The sequence below is a fragment of the Citrobacter sp. W9 genome (genome assembly GCF_026719375.1).
Taxonomy (GTDB): domain Bacteria; phylum Pseudomonadota; class Gammaproteobacteria; order Enterobacterales; family Enterobacteriaceae; genus Citrobacter; species Citrobacter werkmanii.
Window position 1 is genome coordinate 57983 of the sequence record NZ_JAPPTE010000021.1, and the last position, 17149, is coordinate 75131.

General features: G+C 52.6%; 24 protein-coding genes and 2 pseudogenes. All 26 read right to left on the reverse strand.

Features of this window, described 5'->3' with window-relative positions:
* Nucleotides 1-33: 33 nt before the first annotated feature.
* Nucleotides 34-417, reverse strand: coding sequence for a phage tail termination protein (locus OOJ59_RS22725; RefSeq protein WP_063133741.1), 384 nt, complete (start codon nt 415-417; stop codon nt 34-36).
* Nucleotides 414-878: an HK97 gp10 family phage protein gene (locus OOJ59_RS22730; protein ID WP_268063499.1), complete on the reverse strand. Its 465-nt coding sequence runs from the start codon at nt 876-878 to the stop codon at nt 414-416. The genes OOJ59_RS22725 and OOJ59_RS22730 overlap by 4 nt, the downstream gene beginning before the upstream one ends.
* 2 nt (nt 879-880) lie before the next feature.
* Nucleotides 881-1231, reverse strand: a complete 351-nt coding sequence (locus OOJ59_RS22735; RefSeq protein WP_268063500.1) for a hypothetical protein — start codon at nt 1229-1231, stop codon at nt 881-883.
* The gene (locus OOJ59_RS22740) at nt 1231-1404 is read right to left on the reverse strand and encodes a hypothetical protein (protein WP_006820518.1); all 174 of its coding nucleotides are present in this window, start codon (nt 1402-1404) and stop codon (nt 1231-1233) included. The genes OOJ59_RS22735 and OOJ59_RS22740 overlap by 1 nt, the downstream gene beginning before the upstream one ends.
* Complete coding sequence (locus OOJ59_RS22745) at nt 1404-1784, reverse strand: DUF7370 family protein (RefSeq protein WP_160955987.1); 381 nt, start codon at nt 1782-1784, stop codon at nt 1404-1406. The genes OOJ59_RS22740 and OOJ59_RS22745 overlap by 1 nt, the downstream gene beginning before the upstream one ends.
* Nucleotides 1785-1786: 2 nt before the next feature.
* Entirely contained in the window at nt 1787-2038 is a 252-nt protein-coding gene (locus OOJ59_RS22750; protein WP_160955988.1) for a hypothetical protein, read from the reverse strand.
* Between the two features lie 32 nt (nt 2039-2070).
* Nucleotides 2071-3126, reverse strand: a complete 1056-nt coding sequence (locus OOJ59_RS22755) for a major capsid protein (protein ID WP_268063501.1) — start codon at nt 3124-3126, stop codon at nt 2071-2073.
* The gene (locus tag OOJ59_RS22760; protein WP_160955990.1) at nt 3123-3584 is read right to left on the reverse strand and encodes a hypothetical protein; all 462 of its coding nucleotides are present in this window, start codon (nt 3582-3584) and stop codon (nt 3123-3125) included. The genes OOJ59_RS22755 and OOJ59_RS22760 overlap by 4 nt, the downstream gene beginning before the upstream one ends.
* Nucleotides 3584-4954 (reverse strand): DUF2213 domain-containing protein, encoded by a 1371-nt coding sequence (locus tag OOJ59_RS22765; protein WP_268063502.1) that lies wholly within the window; start codon nt 4952-4954, stop codon nt 3584-3586. Before OOJ59_RS22765 ends, OOJ59_RS22760 begins: the two co-directional genes overlap by 1 nt.
* 224 nt (nt 4955-5178) lie before the next feature.
* A complete protein-coding gene (locus OOJ59_RS22770) occupies nt 5179-6075 on the reverse strand; it encodes a phage minor head protein (RefSeq protein ID WP_237430828.1) in 897 nt (298 codons plus the stop codon).
* A gap of 37 nt (nt 6076-6112) precedes the next feature.
* The gene (locus OOJ59_RS22775; RefSeq protein ID WP_160955993.1) at nt 6113-7558 is read right to left on the reverse strand and encodes an anti-CBASS protein Acb1 family protein; all 1446 of its coding nucleotides are present in this window, start codon (nt 7556-7558) and stop codon (nt 6113-6115) included.
* 11 nt (nt 7559-7569) lie between these two features.
* A complete protein-coding gene (locus OOJ59_RS22780; RefSeq protein ID WP_160955994.1) occupies nt 7570-9138 on the reverse strand; it encodes a terminase in 1569 nt (522 codons plus the stop codon).
* The gene (locus OOJ59_RS22785) at nt 9135-9623 is read right to left on the reverse strand and encodes a DUF2280 domain-containing protein (protein ID WP_111925814.1); all 489 of its coding nucleotides are present in this window, start codon (nt 9621-9623) and stop codon (nt 9135-9137) included. The genes OOJ59_RS22780 and OOJ59_RS22785 overlap by 4 nt, the downstream gene beginning before the upstream one ends.
* Nucleotides 9624-9654: 31 nt before the next feature.
* A complete protein-coding gene (locus OOJ59_RS22790) occupies nt 9655-10293 on the reverse strand; it encodes a putative metallopeptidase (RefSeq protein ID WP_160955995.1) in 639 nt (212 codons plus the stop codon).
* 3 nt (nt 10294-10296) lie between these two features.
* Nucleotides 10297-10500, reverse strand: coding sequence for a hypothetical protein (locus OOJ59_RS22795; protein ID WP_160955996.1), 204 nt, complete (start codon nt 10498-10500; stop codon nt 10297-10299).
* 152 nt (nt 10501-10652) lie between these two features.
* Nucleotides 10653-11171, reverse strand: coding sequence for a Rha family transcriptional regulator (locus tag OOJ59_RS22800; RefSeq protein WP_071685482.1), 519 nt, complete (start codon nt 11169-11171; stop codon nt 10653-10655).
* A 206-nt stretch (nt 11172-11377) separates the two neighbouring features.
* Nucleotides 11378-11839, reverse strand: coding sequence for a lysis protein (locus OOJ59_RS22805; RefSeq protein WP_268063503.1), 462 nt, complete (start codon nt 11837-11839; stop codon nt 11378-11380).
* Complete coding sequence (locus OOJ59_RS22810) at nt 11836-12330, reverse strand: lysozyme (protein ID WP_160955997.1); 495 nt, start codon at nt 12328-12330, stop codon at nt 11836-11838. The genes OOJ59_RS22805 and OOJ59_RS22810 overlap by 4 nt, the downstream gene beginning before the upstream one ends.
* Nucleotides 12302-12505, reverse strand: a complete 204-nt coding sequence (locus tag OOJ59_RS22815) for a phage holin family protein (protein WP_160955998.1) — start codon at nt 12503-12505, stop codon at nt 12302-12304. The genes OOJ59_RS22810 and OOJ59_RS22815 overlap by 29 nt, the downstream gene beginning before the upstream one ends.
* Nucleotides 12506-12718: 213 nt before the next feature.
* Nucleotides 12719-13024, reverse strand: coding sequence for a hypothetical protein (locus OOJ59_RS22820; RefSeq protein ID WP_268063504.1), 306 nt, complete (start codon nt 13022-13024; stop codon nt 12719-12721).
* Nucleotides 13025-13250: 226 nt separating this feature from the next.
* Nucleotides 13251-14015, reverse strand: coding sequence for an antitermination protein (locus OOJ59_RS22825; protein WP_160956000.1), 765 nt, complete (start codon nt 14013-14015; stop codon nt 13251-13253).
* The gene (locus tag OOJ59_RS22830) at nt 14012-14206 is read right to left on the reverse strand and encodes a hypothetical protein (protein ID WP_160956001.1); all 195 of its coding nucleotides are present in this window, start codon (nt 14204-14206) and stop codon (nt 14012-14014) included. Before OOJ59_RS22830 ends, OOJ59_RS22825 begins: the two co-directional genes overlap by 4 nt.
* Nucleotides 14203-14814 (reverse strand): recombination protein NinG, encoded by a 612-nt coding sequence (locus OOJ59_RS22835; protein ID WP_160956002.1) that lies wholly within the window; start codon nt 14812-14814, stop codon nt 14203-14205. The genes OOJ59_RS22830 and OOJ59_RS22835 overlap by 4 nt, the downstream gene beginning before the upstream one ends.
* Nucleotides 14815-15027: 213 nt before the next feature.
* Nucleotides 15028-15477 (reverse strand): annotated as a pseudogene (locus OOJ59_RS22840) (DUF1367 family protein).
* A 3-nt stretch (nt 15478-15480) separates the two neighbouring features.
* A complete protein-coding gene (locus OOJ59_RS22845) occupies nt 15481-16113 on the reverse strand; it encodes a hypothetical protein (protein WP_160956003.1) in 633 nt (210 codons plus the stop codon).
* Between the two features lie 332 nt (nt 16114-16445).
* Nucleotides 16446-16898: pseudogene (locus OOJ59_RS22850) on the reverse strand (ead/Ea22-like family protein); the annotation flags it as partial.
* Between the last annotated feature and the right edge of the window lie 251 nt (nt 16899-17149).

Genomic DNA, 17149 nt, shown 5'->3' on the forward strand with positions numbered 1-17149 from the left:
ACCCGCCGGAGCGGGTTATTTGGTTGGGAATGGCTATTCGCCGTAAGTACAGGCGAACTGGAGTCGGAAGACTATTCGCCCTTCTTCTGTGAGCACCGGAGCGGGAATTGCGCCCATGTTCTGGATGTATCCGACACACTCGTCAGCCATGGGGTTGGCCTGGACATAATCGACAATACGCTGCACGGCATTGAGCGCATCTTTGCGCTTGTCCTTCGCGCCGACAACGTCGACCAGGACGTGGTACTCAGAGCCAAGATCGGTGCGGATATTTGACCCGCCGTTTGGCCTGAACACCATGATCGCCTTCGACAGGTCGGCTGGGTCGTCGTACATCAACTGCTGAACCGTGAAGCCGGTAGTTAGCCCGGCATCACCGAACATGTTGCGCACCCGCTCATGCATCATGGGCGTCATAGTGAAAGCTCCTTGCGCATCACTGCGGCAACGTTATCACGCTCATCATTCGCGCCTTTGGTCAGGAATTGCGGTTCACCATGCGGATCCCAGTAGTTCCCCGTCCCGCTACCGCCGCCAAATTCTTTCGGTTTCTGCGGGCCGAACTCAGACCGGTTACTGGTCACGCCGAAGTGCGCGCGCGGCTGGCCTTTCAGCTTGCCTGAGGCTTCGTGCACGTATGCGGCATAGTTGGCTGAGTAACCGATGCGCCCGGTGATGAGAACCCCGCCAGCGTCGATTTCTCGGAACTGGCTGTTAATCAGCGTAGAGGTGTCGATCGGGGTGTAATAAGCTGCCCGGGCACCGATAAGAATCATCGCCGACTGCAACGCGCGAATTACCTTGCGGCCCTTAACGTCGTTGATGACATCGTTCAGGTGCTTCTTCGCCTGGCTGATGCCCTTCACTTTGACGCCCATGGCTACACTCCCGTCAGGATGGCGTAATCATCCGCCAGGCGCTCGAACGTGTCGGCGTAACGGATAACCTGCCGTACCTCGTCAGCACCGGCGACAACCGGGTCAGCCTCGGTAGAAACGCCAATCAGTAGATAATCACCAGCGGCCGCCAGCGCGAACTCCGTCCAGACGGTGTTCTTGACTACGATTTCAGCGCCCAGGCTGGCTAACTTTTTGCTGAGTCCGCCCTCGTAATCACAGAGGATTTGCTCAGGTTCGGCATATCCCATCGGATCACCGTATTCGTTATTGCCTTCCAGTTTGCGCCAGATGGTCGCAGTGGCGGTATAACTCCAGTTCGCTACCGATGACATCAGCCCTCCTTCCAGCGCAGCACCTTCGCACCGGTCGCCCGGATGCGCGGGCAGTTGATGAACCACTCGCCGTCAGATTTCACATAGCCGGTAGTCTCCCGCCCCGTGTCGGTCATCACCCAGACGCGAGTGAAAGAACGCGGCAGGCCGTGCTTAACGGACTTGTACGTCATCAGCAGCCTCCGACCACCATGAACAGGCCGACGCTGTTACCGGCGCTGATTGGCAGCTCACCGGTGCAGCCGCTGGTATCGATGCGGGCCAGCGAGTCGCGCAACCAGGTGATGCTGTCAGCATCGTAATCGAATGAGCGTGACGCACCTGACGGCGCACCCTGCGATTTGATGCGGCGAGCCCCGGACGACGTAGCCATAAGCGCGGCGGCATACATCAGAATCAGCTTTGCAGTGCACTCGTCATACCCCGCACCATCGAGGCACGGGATAATTTTGTTGACCGCGCAGAGAATCGGATCCAGCAACGCCATGGGAATGGTGTAACCCAATTCACCGAGGTAAGCCTGCACGTCTGCCGCTGTGATTGGGTCAGCCATGGTTATTTCGCCTTTTTCGATTTAGCGGAGGTGTCTGCCTGCTCTGCCTGCTCTGCCTGCTCTGCAGATTTATCGTCGGCGCCAGGCGTGGCGACTTCAAGCTCCTGCTCGTCGACTTCGTCAACCACTGAAACGCGCCCAGCGAATGCTGGCGGCACATCAACCGCAACAAACTCATGACCAACCGGCAATTGCTGGAATACGCCGTTAATCGTTCCCCAGCAACCCGCCTTCTCGACTTTTAACTTTTTCATGCTCTCTCCCGAAGAAAAGGGGCCGAAGCCCCTTAACCCTGTGCGTTGAACACTTTAGAACGACCGTTGAAATCGCGCTTAATCTGCAGACCGACAGCACTCCAGACCAGGGAGTTGTAGTTGTCGAACGGATTCTGACGCGGGATCATGAACGTACCCACCGGCGCAGCGATGCGCGTCTTGATGTACTGAGAGTTGCGCACGTAAGCGATGAAGTGGTTACCGGTCAGTTTAAAGGTCTGGTTAAACGACTCGATGCGTCCATAGCGCAGGATGTATTCCAGCACAGTGCCTTCTTTGAATCCGGCAGCATCGGAATACGGTCGGTTCAGGTTGCGCATGATGTCTGGCGACGCCCAGAGCTTAACCTTCTCCTGCACGTAGTTATCATCAAGAAGTTTGGCGAACGGGCCGGTGAAGAATGCCACTGATTCATCAGGTGTCGAGGTGGTCAGGTCAATATTCAGACCGGACGCACTCAGATCCACCTGGTTGGTGTTGGCGTGGTTGGTGATACCTGCGCCGACATAACCTTTCACCTTCACCTTCGCATCGCCTGACAGCATGTAGTCAGCCATGTCTTCACGGATAGCCGCAACGTGCGCTTCCTGATCGTCAGCCATCGCGTCAAGGTTTTCCGACTGCATGCCGTTCCATTCACGCCATTCACGGCCGTAGCCAGTGTTGAAGATCGGGATTGGGTCACCAGCTTCGTCGTAGATGACTTTATCCAGTTCTTCCGGCACATGACCAGTCAGGGTGCGATGAACCTTACCGGCATCGCTGGAGACGCGGTACAGAGCCGCAGTTTTACCGATGGAGATAGGAGTACCCAGGCCGAGCAGGTCATCCAGCAGGCCGTTTCCTTCGTCATTACGGAAGACTCGAGTAGTAATATTGTCCACTTCACGCCAGTAGTCTTTGGAGATCAGCGCGGCCTGGTTAACTTCCAGCGCGCCGCCATACTGGGCGGAAATGGAGTTCTGGTTGATGTTGAAGGATTCACGCTGCATCAGCAGCTGGTTCCACGCCTGTTTTACCTGGTTATAGTCGATAACCAGCTTTTTGTTGAATACGATCATGCTCATGCGGTTGCTTTCCCTGATTTGCGAACTTTCACGAGCTGAGCTTCAGCGCCAACAGTGATTTTTTCGCGTGAAAAGAAGAGGACTTTGTCAGTTGCCGGAGTGGCTGACTTAGAGAGGGTTCCGTCTCCAGCGGAGATCAGCCCTTCGTTCTCCAACAGAACCTCACCAGCTTTAACCAGCATGTGATAATCGACATCGTCTTCGCACATGATGGCCGCGCCAGTATCACCAGCAGGGACTGCATCGCGAATATCACCACCGCCGATATAGTTGTGCTGAAGTGCCAGAGCTACGCCGGTTCCACCAGCCACATTGTGAACAGCCAGTTTTCCGGTGCTGTCGAGCATCACCAATGAGCCAGGCTTCACGGCCGCCGCCATGATTGCTTCAATGACCTGCGGGTCATTCTTACGGGCCGGGCCCGCGATTACGCTATGGAAACGAGGTGCGAGAGCCATTATTCAGGTGCCTCCATGTTAAGGATTTCACTCTGAGCGCCATTCCCCTGGAATGCAGGGTTCAGACCGGTGCTGGTCTGGCACTGTGAGTACAGGTCGTTCAGCGCATCGCCGGACAGGGAGTTAACCGCTGCTTCGGTCATGAACGAGAATTTCGCCTTAACCGCGTCGCGCTTGGTTTTCAGTTCGCTTTCAGCGTTCGCCTGCAGCTGAGTTTTCAGCGTGCTGATTTCATCGGTAAGCGGCTTCAGTGCCAGATTGACCGCCGCGGTAATCGCATTGGAGTTAATCTGAGCCTGATCAGGGTCGCCGCCACCTTCTTTCTTCTGCATCTGCTGGTTGTAGGCATCCCAGACCTGATCGTCGGTCAGCCCCTCGGTTTTAACGCCTGCGGCATTGAGCGCGGCGATCATCTTCTCTTTCATCGGGTTTGTTTCTCCGTTGGTTTTGACTTCGTACTCAGTTGGTTTGCGCACGACTTCTACTGGTTCGCCGACAAGCGTTACGACCTTGTCAGAGATGAGGTACTTCTGGTCGAAGAGTTTCGGCTTGGAGTTATCACCGTCTTCTTCGTAAACGAAATGGTCAGGCCAGACACTGACGACGTGGCGCCACTTTTTGTCGTCCTGTTTGATAGACATGCGCAGCGCCTGATAGATGTCGTCGAAAGACATCTCAGATGAATTGCTCAGGAAGAACTTCACTTTGTTCCACCATCCATCTTTCATGCTGTTGGCGGCATCGATGAGGCTGGCGGTCTCAACTTCCCCCTCCTGGCCGTCTGCGTTAACGAACATGCCAACACCTTCATCTGGCGTGCCAGCTCCAGGCTCATCCAGCAGGATCGCGGTGTGCTCAAAATCAAGATTGTGAGCAACCCAGGAGTGTTTCTTTCCTTTCGACTCACCAGCGCGTTGTTCTTTGTTGAGCAGTAGTCCAGTCGAGACATGGATTGGGTCGATATTCTCCCCAGACATCATGTCGTCCAGGCGCTGAATAAGGCGCTTCCCGTCAGGCTTGGTATCTGCCATGGCCTTATTGACGTAAACGTCCATAACGACCTTGTCGTTGGCCTTGCTGACGTTCTGAGCCCAAGCTCCGGCGTAGTATGTGTTCAGCGCCTCTGGGTCGGTCGAAGGAACATACTTCCCGTTAACCATGGGATGCCCGATCGGCATCAATTTTCGCTCCATGGTTTTGAAGCTTTTGTTAATCTCCTCAGCCGGGTACAGCCCGCCATTCATGACGATGTCATCCACGATCGGAACAACACCACGAATGACGTAGTGTTCCTGTCCGTTGATAGTCGTCGTTGAGATGTTGGAGGCGTTGATGGCGAGGGATTTAACGTGGATGCTGGATAGCTTCACGTTGCGTCCTCTTAGTGTTTCATTGGTGGAATTTTCGGACCTGCTGCCGGTTTAAAGTCCTTTTTCACCGGGCGGCAGTCCATACAAAACATTGCAGGGAACTTCACATATCGACCGCATCGGTGACACGAGCAAGAGCTACGTTGTGAAGGTGATCGAGGCACAAAAACGATAATAAGTATCAGTGGAATAGCGATAAGTAACGCGCCGAGCATAGACCCTCCCTAAGCTGCTTTAGGCCATTGTTTTCGTTCGGCTGCCAACTTATCCGCCAACCCTTCGTTGAATATGCTGCCGTCGTCGTTGAGCAGCACCGGAATCTGGCTGCAATAACAGTTGTACCGGTTACCGTTCTCGGCGTAGAAATCCCGCACCTCTTCGGTGGTATAAACGAGGCCGTGTCGGCTGGCATGCCAGGTACGTGTCGTTGGCTTGAGTGCAGACAGCCACAGCAGGCCGGTATTCAGTCCCAGCCTGTCGGCCGCCCAGTCCGTCTCATTCCATTGTGCCCGTCGAAGCGCGCCGACCTGCTCAGTCTGAGCGATAGTCTTGGCCTTCGACATCGACACATCGAGACGCTTACTGATGACGCTGGCCGTATCGCGAGGATTCACGCCACGCGCCACCGCATCGGTGATGATGTTGGTCAGATCGCCGCGGGCGGTGTCGCTGATGACCTTCCAGTCGCTGAACGTTGTCAGCCTGGCCGCCGCCACCTGATTAAGATAGCCGGGGCTGCTTAAAAGCTGCTGTAACGTTGTCTGGCTGGCGTACACCTGCGACTGTTGCGATAGGTTATTGAAGGCCTCCAGCGTGCCGCGCCGCGCCTCTGCGACGACGTAATCCATAGCCCAGAGGTTTTGCTCGCCACCATCCAGCAGGTAATCGTCGAGAATGCCCTGCACTTCTTCCAGCAGGTCAGCCAGTTCTTGCTGCGATATATCGTAGATAAAGCGGCCAGCATTTACCTGGTAAAGCGTAGGATCTTCGCCGTTAACGTGGCACAGGAAGTGCCATTTGTGGCTGTTAGACTCGCGCTCTCGCCCAGTCAGGCGCAGATCGAACAGTGTTTTCAGTGCAACCTTTATCGCGTAGTAACGGTCCTCAATGTCGCGCTCCATCTTGCTGACGGACTTTCGCGACATCGTGGGGTCAACTTTAGACCGTGGTATTACCGGACTTTTCGGCTTCAGGTTCTGGGTCGGCCAGAGGATCAGGTTTTGGTTTGTTGCCATCAGGCGTAACCTCATCATCAAGCTCAGGCAGTGGTTGCAGTTCGCCAGCAGTACGAATTTCGTTTTCAGTGATAGCTGAACGCCCGAAGGCATTCGTCGATTTCACTGCCACGTCTGCCAGTTTGTCCATGTTGGCAATCTTCTCTGCCTGGCTCGGTGCCAGTAGGTCAGACCAACCAACGGTGATTTCTTCATTCTTCGCCGGTGGAATAATGCCAAGCACCCAGAAGCGGGAAACCACGTCAGTGATAACGTCAGTCAGGAATCCTTTACGGCGGCTCATCCTGGTGCGTCCCCAGCCTTTCGCATCCTCGGTACTGGCGCGCTCACCCGTCTGCATCCCAATAAGCTCCTTCACAGGGATTGGAACGGTCGCGCAGAATTCGCACAGATCGGTTCGCCATGTCGGCTCTGGGTCAGCCGCCGCAACACTCAATACCTCAGCGGTACCAGCCTGCATAAAGCTGGCACTGTCGGTGCTGTCGTTAAGGCGGCGGACCTGCTGATCAAGCGCTTCCGCAAGCTGCCCCTCAGCTACGCCAAGGGCCTTGGCAAGGGCGGAGAAGTTCGTCTTCTCACTGAACGAGTAGTTGAGCTGGCGACTGGCGTTCTTCAGGAAGCCCTCTGACGCACCGCCGCTCACTTTCTCGATATCCAGCAACTTGTTGAAACCAGCTTCAAGCAGCGACTTTCCTGACGTCATCACGCCATCATCAGAGCCCTCGGCCAGGATGATTACGCGATCAGGGTGGACGTTGATGATTCTGCCCGGACGCGCGTCAAAGTCCCCGTCAACCGGAAGCTCTGTGAATGAGTACATCGTCACTTCTCCGAACGTTTCGCTGTCCGGGTTGTTATCCCATGCAATAGGGTCTAGTTGTGCTTCCCACGCAGGAATTAACTTAACAAGTGCCTTTTCCTGTAGTCTCCCGACAACCGTGGTGTCCACTTGCTCAGACCAAGCCTTACTGTCCTTAATCTGAAGAAGAATCGCTGAGTAACGGCCAACCAGGTTTCGACGGTCGGCGCCCTTAATCTGTTCCCAGCAACTCTTCAGCAGCTTATTTACGCGCTTATCCCAGGCTGTTTGCTGAGTTGCGTCCTTCGTCTGATCTCCTTCGTAGACTTCCGGGTAGTCCTCCCAGCAACCGTCAAGCATTCGCGTCACAGCGGCACCGGCAACCGCATTGCGGCGGTACGCCCGGTAAAAGTCATCAAACGTGAGGTGTAGCGGGTAACCGAACTCCTGATAGAGCCGCTGCCGCTTCGTGTTGCTGGTTCCGTTAAATAGCATCGACAGATTTTTATTGCGCTCCCGTTCGATGCTGGAGTTACTGGCGCGCTGTTGTTTCATTTCGCTTTCGGTCACGATGTCCTCCGTCAGCGCGATCGCACCAACATGCCGGTTATTTTTTGTGGTGAATGCAGTACGCGGTAACGAGTGGCATCCCAGTCGTGATCTTCCTGCTGGGTGTCAACGTCGTCAGGATTTTTATCGTCGCGGACGAGCACAGGAATACGGCTTATCCAGCCACGGCAATAATCGAAAACGTAGAAAGCTGGCTTTTCAGGAATGCCTGATTCAAGATTTTTTCCTTCGATAACGGCTTCAAGCATGTCAGCGAACAGCGAAGCGCCATTGATTCGTGAGCCAGGCTTTTTATTTGATGGAAGCCATTCAACGCCCTGTTTCTCCATCTTTTGCGCAATGGATAGCTCGTCATCGCCAGTGTTGTAGATCGCGCCATCGGCTGGGCCTTTCACAACCTCGCTGCAAATTCCTGGCATGATGTGCAACTGCCCCTGCGTGACACCGTCGATTTTAATCTCTTCCGGCTCGTCGACGTCTTCGCCAACCAGCCGCTTGTCAATCCACGCCACGCCTTTCGCGACGTTGGTGGATGACATATTCAGGCCTTTGTTCAGCTCATCAGGCGGGCAGCCGTACCATTCTCCGATCAGGATTATCGAACCTGCCGGCGGGCAGAACTGTCTACCATCTGGCAGCTCGGCGGCGGTGCCATCAGCCTGCGCCCACCACAGATTAGAGAACGGCTTCGACTCACCCCAGTCATGGGAGCGGTCAACCGTCCAGCTATCCGGGATGCGGAACGGCTTAATAACGTGCAGCGCTTCATTCCACAGGTGGTCAAAGCGGCCGCCGCTGGTCACATCCCACGAACCCTCTACCCACGCTTTGCGCCGGTTCGGGTCCTTGATAGCCATCAGGGTTGCGATGTACTGCGGGTCGAGATACGGGTTCTCTTTGAACGATCCGTGAATGGCAACGCGAGTGAGCGTCACATCCTCTTCTTTCTCTGTCTGCGGGTTAAATACCTTCTGCGTTTCACGAATGATGGTGCCGCGTGGCGCTGGCTCAATGAAGCGCTTCTTAACCCACGTATGACCAATCCCGAAAGGGTTTGTCGTGCTGAATGTTTCCAGCGGGATAGGCTTCAGCAGCCCACCGTCAGCCAGCGGATAGTTCTCAGGCCGGAACGACGAGCGTCGGCAGGAGAACATCATTTCGTAAAACTCGGCAGACTGCTGTTTAGTCAGCTCGTTAAAGCCGATAAAAGGAAACTCCTGCCCGTGGTAGTCCCAGTAGTCGCTCTCTTCTTTTCCGAAGCGGAAAAGTAACTCTTCACCAGTCGGCCACACCCATCGCAATTCACTGGCAGATGCCAGATAGCGGGCGCCGTCGTTAAACAGGCGATACATGCGCTTTGACTGCGTGATGATATCGGTGAGGTTTTTATACTCGGTATCGAAAATGACGCCACGCCAGAACGAGCCATAGCCCAGACCGACCAGGCGACGAAAGCGCGCCAGCTGCGCGGCAGTTTTACCCGGCCCTCGAGTCCCCTCGTAAAGGATTTCGTTACAAGGGCAACTCAGGGAGAGCGATTGTGATCCCGGCAGAGGTTTCCAGACGGCTTTGTAATTCATCCACCTAATACCTCGCCCTGCTGTTTCTGCGCCGCCTTTTCCCAGTCATCAACGTTATCGCAGGACGGTACCGGCATTACGTTATGCGTGGCGATGACGCTTTGCTCAACCTTCTGTTTGTTGGTGTAGACATCCCCAACCTCTTTAGCAGCCTGCTCGAGAAGCTGAGCTGTCATGCCGAGGTTTTTCATGCTCTCTGCGGTTGTCGACATCCTTTGCAGGACTCGAAGCCGGTAGGCTTTATTGGCGATGGGGATATCGGAAATCTCATTCTGGAAGCGTTCGCGAGTTGCGTTGAAAAGTTCGACCCACTTTTTTGCAAGCGTCTTACCGCTGGCCTTCGTAGGGTCGTGAGATTCAGCCTGTTGCCGGGTTATATTGATCCCGAATTCTTTTTGGACAGCCTCGACGACCTGCGATGGCGTGTCATAACACGCAAGCGACTGAATGATGAAGGCTTTCACATCAGGTTTTAATGCAGCCATAAATCACCATTCGTCTTATACAGTCCAGTATTTAAGCCAGTTTCAGCATGCACGTCCCGCACGCTCTGGCGATGTTAAGTTTTGCCACCTCTGCAGGTTGATTGGCTGCGTCCACCAGTTCTTGCACGTCGGTGCTGGCACCGTACCGACGCACAACACCAACGAACTCTTCGACATCGTGGCCACGCAGTGTAAGCACTGGCTGCCCGGTCTCTTTGTTGAACTTAGGCGCGCCGAAGTCATCGGTAGCCTGGGCAATGTGGTAAAGCTCATGCTCTACCAATGCGCAGAACTCGAGGTCGCTGCATTGTGAACAATAATCGGCGGCCAACGTGATGATGAACTTCGGAATGCGCCCGAACCATTCATACATCTGCTGTTCCATTCTGGCTTTCTGCCAACCACCGGCGCGGAGCATTACCTGCTCGGCCTGACCGAGGACATAACGTCCTTTCTTCGCGAATGAGTCAGACGCCCACATGAAGCAGAGGTCAGCCTCTAACAGGTGTTCGTGGTCAGGGTTATGGATGCTGCCGGTATCGCTGAGGATTTGGCGGCTAATCCACTCATGCACTTCATTTGCGGGGATCAGCCTGGTATATGGCTGCCAGTTCTCGGAGTCGATGAAGTTAACTGGCGGATATGGCCTGCGATCGTCATCGTTAGCCATGGGTTACTCCGTTGTTTGTTCTGCTGGCGGCTCTACAGGCTCAAAGAGGAAGTCTTCAATGCTGTCAGGGCTGAAATATCGCCACTTACCCTCTTCGTCAGCGAGAGCAACGAAGCCGTTGATGATTTCTGGCTGACTGCGGGTCATGAGCCCGGTGAAGGTCTCTTTGGATTTTTTGGTGATTGTGATTCGGTAGATGGTAGCCATTTCGTTCTCCACGTGTCGCAGCTGTTGCCCTGCTCCTCAGAAGTGCTTAGCCACTTACGGCTTACCCGTCAGCAAGATGTGATCACCATCCTTGCGGGGTTACACAAATCATTATCGAAGCTCCTCGGTGAAGAGCCTCTGTAATGTCGCGATCAACCAATCAGCAATTCTGGCTGGGTCACCTGCATGATGTGCTCATGTTCAAGCGCCAGGACGCGCTTCTCTTTCTTCCGTTCGTTCATCAGCCGGCTGCCAATCGTGCCTTTCAGCTTCGAACGTGTTTCTTTGATGGCATAGCGGTGCTGCATTTCTTCGCCCATGGCAACTCTTCTGCTAAGTTGCTCAGCCATCCAGTTAAAGGCATTGATGTAACACTCCTTAACTGCGGCGGCGGTTTTACCAGTAAATCCCATCACTAGCATCATGCATCCATCGCGGGTGATGTTATACATCGGCTGAACATCGCCATTTTTATCAATGAAATCAATGGGCGCAAAATTGCGCTGGGTAAAATCATCGGAGCATTTAAGGTTTCTGATGGCTCGCAATACGTCTTTGTGTCGTTTACCAAAATAGTTAGCCACCTTTAGCGATGTGGTGATTATCTTGTTGTCGAGTGTCGTGACCATTTCGCGGAAATCGAAGGCCGGAATAACTGACGGATTATTCATAGCGTCTTTACCTTTTAGAAAGATGAGCCTGTTCGCACAGAAAAGCCGCCCCGAGATGGTCGCCACCATATACGGCAGTTCCCAGGCTCAGCTTTCTGAAAGACTCGGGATTATCATGCGCTGCGATGCGCGGTTTACTGCGGGCATAAAAAAGCCCCGCATCTCGCGAGGCTCATTAAAAGGACTTTGTACTTTGCAAAACGTGTTTATTTCAGACACTGCTCTCTGATGTAGTCCTGCAAATAGCCGACTTGCTTCGTTACTGTGACAATTCGCTCTCTGAGGATGAAATAATCCCGTTCAGCGGAGTCAGTAAGTCGGGGGCTGGAAGCATCGACCATGCCGCCGGTGCTGGTCGCTCCGTTCGCGGGACATTTTGCGTTGATGCGCAACCCACACTTGCCATCGCGAACACAACGCTGCAGATCATCAAGCTGCTTTTTCGCATCGGACAATTCCTTCGTGTATTTGGCATCCAGCGCAGCCACATCTCGCTGGCGTACCTGCATATCTTTGATGGCGGCATTCGCCAGGCTGAGTTTCTCAGTGGCTTTGTCGCGCTGGTCTTTGTAGGTGATGGCGTTGTCGCGGTAGTGATTAACAACCAATCCAAGCGATACGATGATGCAGACGACAACGGCAATGATGATTGCGGTTAACCGGCTCATTTCTGACTCCAGGTGCAAACCTCATACTCAACGTCGCGTCTGTTCATCAGGCCCTTCCATTTCTTTCCACCGGCATATACCCAGCGCTTTAGCTCAGAGCATGCTCCAGCGTAATCTTTCGCGTTGAGTTTCTTCAGCAGGGTTGAGTTGATGGTTGCGGTAGCGCCGACGTTGTAAGCAAAGCTGTAGATTGCTGCTCGCTGGGTTTCAGATGTCTGCACTTTGATATGCGGATCAACCTGAGCGGAGATGCGAGTCATGTCTTTTCGCGTTAGCGCGTCACACTCTTTGTCGGAGTAATATTTACCCCAGATGATATCGCTTCCGGTGTGGCCATCGCATACGGTGACAATACCCACTACGTCTTTGTATGGGTAATGCTCGCGACCTTCGAGGCCCGTCTTGCCAGATACCATTACCGTGGCAATACTAACAGCCCCGGTTCCGAGTGCGGCGATAATGCTATTTCTGAGCGCCGGAGACATTGCCATTTAGCCGATCCTCTCGCTCTTTGCGTTTGTAGTACCAGTTAACACCGAACGTCCCTATTGTGCAGACGATACCAATGATGATTGCCCAGTCATTTAGCGATAGAACGCCGCTCATGGTTGTTAATCCTCCAACCCAGTAACTGAGCCACTCTCTGATTTTATCCATGCGATACATACTCTCACCTCGCGTTATTAGCGGGTGCTGTGTCGTAGTAGAGAAGCGCCTCACCCATTGCGTTCAAGGAGTAAGTGGTTAGCTGCATGGATGGGCGCGAATAAAAAAGCCAGCGGCGATGCTGGCAAGATGAGGGTAGTGCGTTGAGCTTTCGCTCTTATGGTCCTGGTAGGAATTTAGTGCAATAAAAAAGGCCGCCTTAGCGACCTTCCATTAAAATATTTTTTTCTGCTGAGATTGCTCAGCCCATCCCGGTTTATTGAATGGGTAGCATCCATTCCCTTGTGCGTTAGATAATGCAGCCAAGTTAGCTTCTTTCCACCGCTCTTCTGTGGATTTAACGCTGTGATTTATATAAACCATGCCATCACCAGACATCTCTTCTGCATACTCTATCGCCTCTTTCTTCCTGTCAGAAGAGAAGCGCTTAGAATTACCGGCACTCAAAAATCCTGATATTTCATATGCGATCCATTCCTTGGTTTCTGCATTAAATAGCACTTGCCAATCTTTACACATAACAACCTCGTCTAGTTGCTCGTCAATGTTCGCTATGGCAGACAGTGACGATACTGCTTTTCGACTGGCCGGCCTAGCCATAGCTTAAACGCAAAAACGCCACGAGCTATTAACCCGAGGCGCTTGAATGAATGCAGTAATCCATCATTGAGTTCAGGTTAAACAAAAATCGCCACTTTGTAAAGTGTAATTTTCTAGATAAATCCTATTTCATAGAAAATATTCACTACTGTGTGACTTTGTTCAACATCCGGTTTGCGTACTCCTCCTGTTTAATGCACTCTCCAACCAGGCTTTCGAAGAAATCCTTGTAAGACCTTCTCCACGTGGTTTCAGGTATATACATCACCGTCGCGCAGATGTATTTACGGACACTATCCGGTAGCAATCTGGCATACCCGCGCCCATTACACCGGCTGCACGTTTTATAAGCTGGCACGCCGCCTTGTAGAATAGTTTTCTCTTTATCCAGAACCACACCCTTCCCATTGCACTGGCATGCATTAGTCAGTACCCCCTTCCCTTTGCATTTGTGGCAAAGCACCTTAACCGTTTCTCGCCTTTCCTCCAGATTAGGCCTGCCGATATGCTTCATCGTAATCACCTGCGCTTCGACGAATTTATTACCCTGGCAGCAGTCGCATATTCTGGTGCTGGCGGCACTGCGTGCGTAGTCAGCAAATGCGAACGTTGCGAGAACTTGCATCACTTTCAGCTTAATATCTGTCTCGAGCTTGCGTAAGGCTGCAACCTTGTCGCACTGCTCCATTGCATATTGAGTTAAAAGTCCGATCGCCCGGTCACGGTCATAGTCGCTGATATCCATCTTGCCGAGGAAAGCGCTAAACCCGAGAGAGGCGCGTGTTTGTGTCATGCCAATTGCCGCCATGATGTCAGTTCCGGTCAAAGAGTCTGACGCCGTGGCGCGTGGTGAGTCGCTAATCATCGTTGATTTCGCAAAGTGATATTTCAGTGTGTTTTCGAGATTCATGCTGGAACCACCTTGTTGATATTCGCGCGATTGATAATTTCACGGCGCAGCTCGTTGTTGCGGTCGATGCGTTTTTGAAGCTCTGCACTTTCGGCATCAAGACGTGCTATCTCGCTTCGTGCATAAGGAGTTAACCTGGTGGCGCGTTCCACTGATGAGCGTTGATAATTGTCGATATCGGTGCGTGTCATGCTGCTTCACCTCTTTCTCTCTGCAGGTCTTTCAGCTTTTGCTGATATTCAGACTTGATCGCCTTGCACTCTTCTACAGTCCAGCGATGGCGTTTGTGGTCAGATTCGATTTCATCTACAGCCGTCTGCCCTATGCGATCGATGAGCATCACGCGATAGGGAACGAGGTTCCCGCTCTTGTGCTGGTTACACACGACACATTGTTTATGGATATTGCGCTCATCAAATCGGAGTTGAGGTGCTGCAGCAGTCGTCCGGTAATGACCGGCATCCCACTGAGCAGACGTGAACGTTCCGCACGAGATACAGGGTAAGTCGCGGTCTCTTTCTCTGATGAAGGCGTTTACTGCTTGTTGGGCTTGTTTAATCCAGTAACTGCGGGGCTTTAAGGCGAGCTTTCGAATCTTGAGTTTGTCTTTCTGTTGTTGTTCCTCTCGTCGTCGTTTCTTGTCTGCGGCTTTCTCTGCTTTTTCACGCTCTTTGCTTCGTCGTTCGAGCGCTATCTTCGTGCCACAATCTGCGCAGCACCACCACTGATTGGCGAATGCTGGATGGAACCACTCACGGCACTCTTCGTTTTTGCATCTGCGCCTCGGTTGCTTAGCCATGCTATTTCCTCATTCATCTATGCTTCAACTTTCCCGCACTTAGGGCAGAATTTATGGATGAAATACCAATTACCACCTATCTGATCGGTGTAGAAAATATGGTGGTGCTCACACCAATTGTGCCGGCAGAATCGCTGTTGAAGTCCAATGATCAGTTGGTCACAAAATGACAATGGTTCTAATTTTTCCTGAATTAGCGTCATGCCTTCCTCCTCAGAAGAATGACTGTAATCGGCTGAGTATTGCCGGGTCGGTTGTCCCGGCGAATATGTGTTTTATGGCGGCGTTAATCAGCTAGCTAAAACAACGACTGAACTCCTCGTCATCCATGTTTGCGTAGGCAAGACTCTTCGCCTCTGCCCTTACCTCACCGCGTATGTTCGTCACGGTGTCGTAGAAACCTGCCAGTATCGTCAGGTCTTTGCGGAACCGGTTGAACTGAGTAGTTTCATCTGCGCTACCGAGACCGGCGCGGTCTGCGCACCAGAATTCGAAGCAAAAGCCAAAGAAGGCCATCACCTTGCGATGAAATTTCGGATTACGTGTGAGCTTGATTTCGGCTACGTAGGTTTCGCCGTTTTTGAATCGCTGGAGTCGTTCGAGGTCTGTTTCGTTTGCTGGAGAGAATACGCCGCCCGGGTGTTTAACCAGGTCGATTTGCAATAATTATTCCTTATTTGGTGCTGCTGCCAGTAACGCTGCCCATATATCACTCATGCTTCGAGTTTCGTGATACGCCTCCCATGCTGCGTCATCCATTGCACAGGTAAGCTCTACCGGCACCATCTTCCAACCATCCGGCACCGTAGCCGCCGTTACAGGTTCCGCTTGCATGGTACCTTCATTGGTGAGGGTACCATCTGCTTTAAGCATGGCGGCGCGGCAGGCGTTCCAGCCCCACATCGCAGACCATGCATCCTGTCTACCTGTATCTTCCCTGTATCGCTGTGTATTTTGAAATGTCCATTCATCTGGGACTGAATGTGCCAGCGGTGGTGCTTTGAATAGCGCTGTACAGATTATCTCATGCTCATTGATATCTTCCGGGCTAACATATTTTGATGCATGACTTCGGCTAAGATGCCCATCAGTGCCACGCTCTCGCTCGTATTTGTCTTGAATAATGTAAGCCACCGGCTCTGCTTCGAGCGATGCCAGCGCGATTTCAGCCAACCTGATATTCAACGCCTCGCTTTCTGCGCGTTCTGGGTAAACAGTTACGTAATTTTTAAGCCCGATTAAGTTATTCTTAGCCTGCGCAATTAACTGCTCTTTGGTGAATCTGGTAATAGTGGTCATGCTGTCGCTCCTTCATCGATACGAGCTCGTACCCATGCAACCCGCAGCGGGTTCAAGTAGCAGAGGTCGTTATCCCTCTGATATTCATGGTTTGTCTTATTGGCATTGAACGGCAGAGAGGTACTCATGCCGGCCAATTTAAACGATTTGTGGAGCTCTTTTTGTGCCGGTGCTGTTTCGATTCCGAGGCTAGTGCAGTAATCGAACAGGTTGGCGCACAATCCCTCACCACGGAGAAACTCTCCAGAATTAGCGCCACCATCAAGCCACGCGGCATAGGCAGCATAGAATCTGCGCAACACATCTTTTGTTGCCATATCATCCCCCTTACCGATGCCAGCGTCGGCGCGTTCAGCTTCACTTTGTTCCCAAAACCACTTGTGAAGCGCCATAAGCTCTTCGTCAATCGGTGCATATTTACGGTCAAAGTAGGCCTGAGCATCTTTCTCTGCTTCGTCCGGTAATTCTCCAGGACCAAACAGCGTGTTATAAATCCATGCCAGTCCGTTCTTAGCGTCGCAAGTTGCCTGCCATTCGATAATCGCTGCCTGCATGACCAGAATGTTCTTCCCAATTAACAGGTCAAGTTCTTTGTGCCGGTTGCGGATGTATGCATTCTCTCTCTGTAATTCAGCATTGCGCTTCTCTGAGGCTTCCAGCTCATCCAGCAGCGACAGGGCCAGTTTTCTCAGATGGTGGTTGCTGCCTATTGCCGGGTTTAAAAGCTCTTTACGCAGCGCCTGTTTGTTGAGTGCTGTCATTGGGCGGCCTCCCGACTTTCTGCGAGCACTAAGCGCCCATCACAAAGCGCATTGATGATTTCCTGATATTCCCACCCGAAGTACATGCTCTCGACGTAGACACGCAGAGGTGGATAATCATGCTGCTTTCTGCGAATGAAAGCCTCAGTGTCAACAACGGGTAAAAAGTGATCCACTTACCGCCACCACCAACGGTTTAATATTGATCCACCTTGTTTACTCAGGATTAGCTTCAGCTATAACCCCGGCCTTTCGTTTCTGCTTCAGTCGATAGC

Coding starts and splice junctions, on each gene's coding strand:
- OOJ59_RS22740 (WP_006820518.1), bottom strand. CDS start 1,404: ATGACGTACAAGTCCGTTAAGCACGGCCTGCCGCGTTCTTTCACTCGC.
- OOJ59_RS22825 (WP_160956000.1), bottom strand. CDS start 14,015: ATGAATCTCGAAAACACACTGAAATATCACTTTGCGAAATCAACGATG.
- OOJ59_RS22845 (WP_160956003.1), bottom strand. CDS start 16,113: ATGACCACTATTACCAGATTCACCAAAGAGCAGTTAATTGCGCAGGCT.
- OOJ59_RS22780 (WP_160955994.1), bottom strand. CDS start 9,138: ATGAATTACAAAGCCGTCTGGAAACCTCTGCCGGGATCACAATCGCTC.
- OOJ59_RS22725 (WP_063133741.1), bottom strand. CDS start 417: ATGACGCCCATGATGCATGAGCGGGTGCGCAACATGTTCGGTGATGCC.
- OOJ59_RS22785 (WP_111925814.1), bottom strand. CDS start 9,623: ATGGCTGCATTAAAACCTGATGTGAAAGCCTTCATCATTCAGTCGCTT.
- OOJ59_RS22750 (WP_160955988.1), bottom strand. CDS start 2,038: ATGAAAAAGTTAAAAGTCGAGAAGGCGGGTTGCTGGGGAACGATTAAC.
- OOJ59_RS22820 (WP_268063504.1), bottom strand. CDS start 13,024: ATGTGTAAAGATTGGCAAGTGCTATTTAATGCAGAAACCAAGGAATGG.
- OOJ59_RS22760 (WP_160955990.1), bottom strand. CDS start 3,584: ATGGCTCTCGCACCTCGTTTCCATAGCGTAATCGCGGGCCCGGCCCGT.
- OOJ59_RS22745 (WP_160955987.1), bottom strand. CDS start 1,784: ATGGCTGACCCAATCACAGCGGCAGACGTGCAGGCTTACCTCGGTGAA.
- OOJ59_RS22800 (WP_071685482.1), bottom strand. CDS start 11,171: ATGAATAATCCGTCAGTTATTCCGGCCTTCGATTTCCGCGAAATGGTC.
- OOJ59_RS22805 (WP_268063503.1), bottom strand. CDS start 11,839: ATGAGCCGGTTAACCGCAATCATCATTGCCGTTGTCGTCTGCATCATC.
- OOJ59_RS22755 (WP_268063501.1), bottom strand. CDS start 3,126: ATGAGCATGATCGTATTCAACAAAAAGCTGGTTATCGACTATAACCAG.
- OOJ59_RS22735 (WP_268063500.1), bottom strand. CDS start 1,231: ATGTCATCGGTAGCGAACTGGAGTTATACCGCCACTGCGACCATCTGG.
- OOJ59_RS22790 (WP_160955995.1), bottom strand. CDS start 10,293: ATGGCTAACGATGACGATCGCAGGCCATATCCGCCAGTTAACTTCATC.
- OOJ59_RS22795 (WP_160955996.1), bottom strand. CDS start 10,500: ATGGCTACCATCTACCGAATCACAATCACCAAAAAATCCAAAGAGACC.
- OOJ59_RS22730 (WP_268063499.1), bottom strand. CDS start 878: ATGGGCGTCAAAGTGAAGGGCATCAGCCAGGCGAAGAAGCACCTGAAC.
- OOJ59_RS22815 (WP_160955998.1), bottom strand. CDS start 12,505: ATGTATCGCATGGATAAAATCAGAGAGTGGCTCAGTTACTGGGTTGGA.
- OOJ59_RS22830 (WP_160956001.1), bottom strand. CDS start 14,206: ATGACACGCACCGATATCGACAATTATCAACGCTCATCAGTGGAACGC.
- OOJ59_RS22835 (WP_160956002.1), bottom strand. CDS start 14,814: ATGGCTAAGCAACCGAGGCGCAGATGCAAAAACGAAGAGTGCCGTGAG.
- OOJ59_RS22810 (WP_160955997.1), bottom strand. CDS start 12,330: ATGGCAATGTCTCCGGCGCTCAGAAATAGCATTATCGCCGCACTCGGA.
- OOJ59_RS22770 (WP_237430828.1), bottom strand. CDS start 6,075: ATGGAGCGCGACATTGAGGACCGTTACTACGCGATAAAGGTTGCACTG.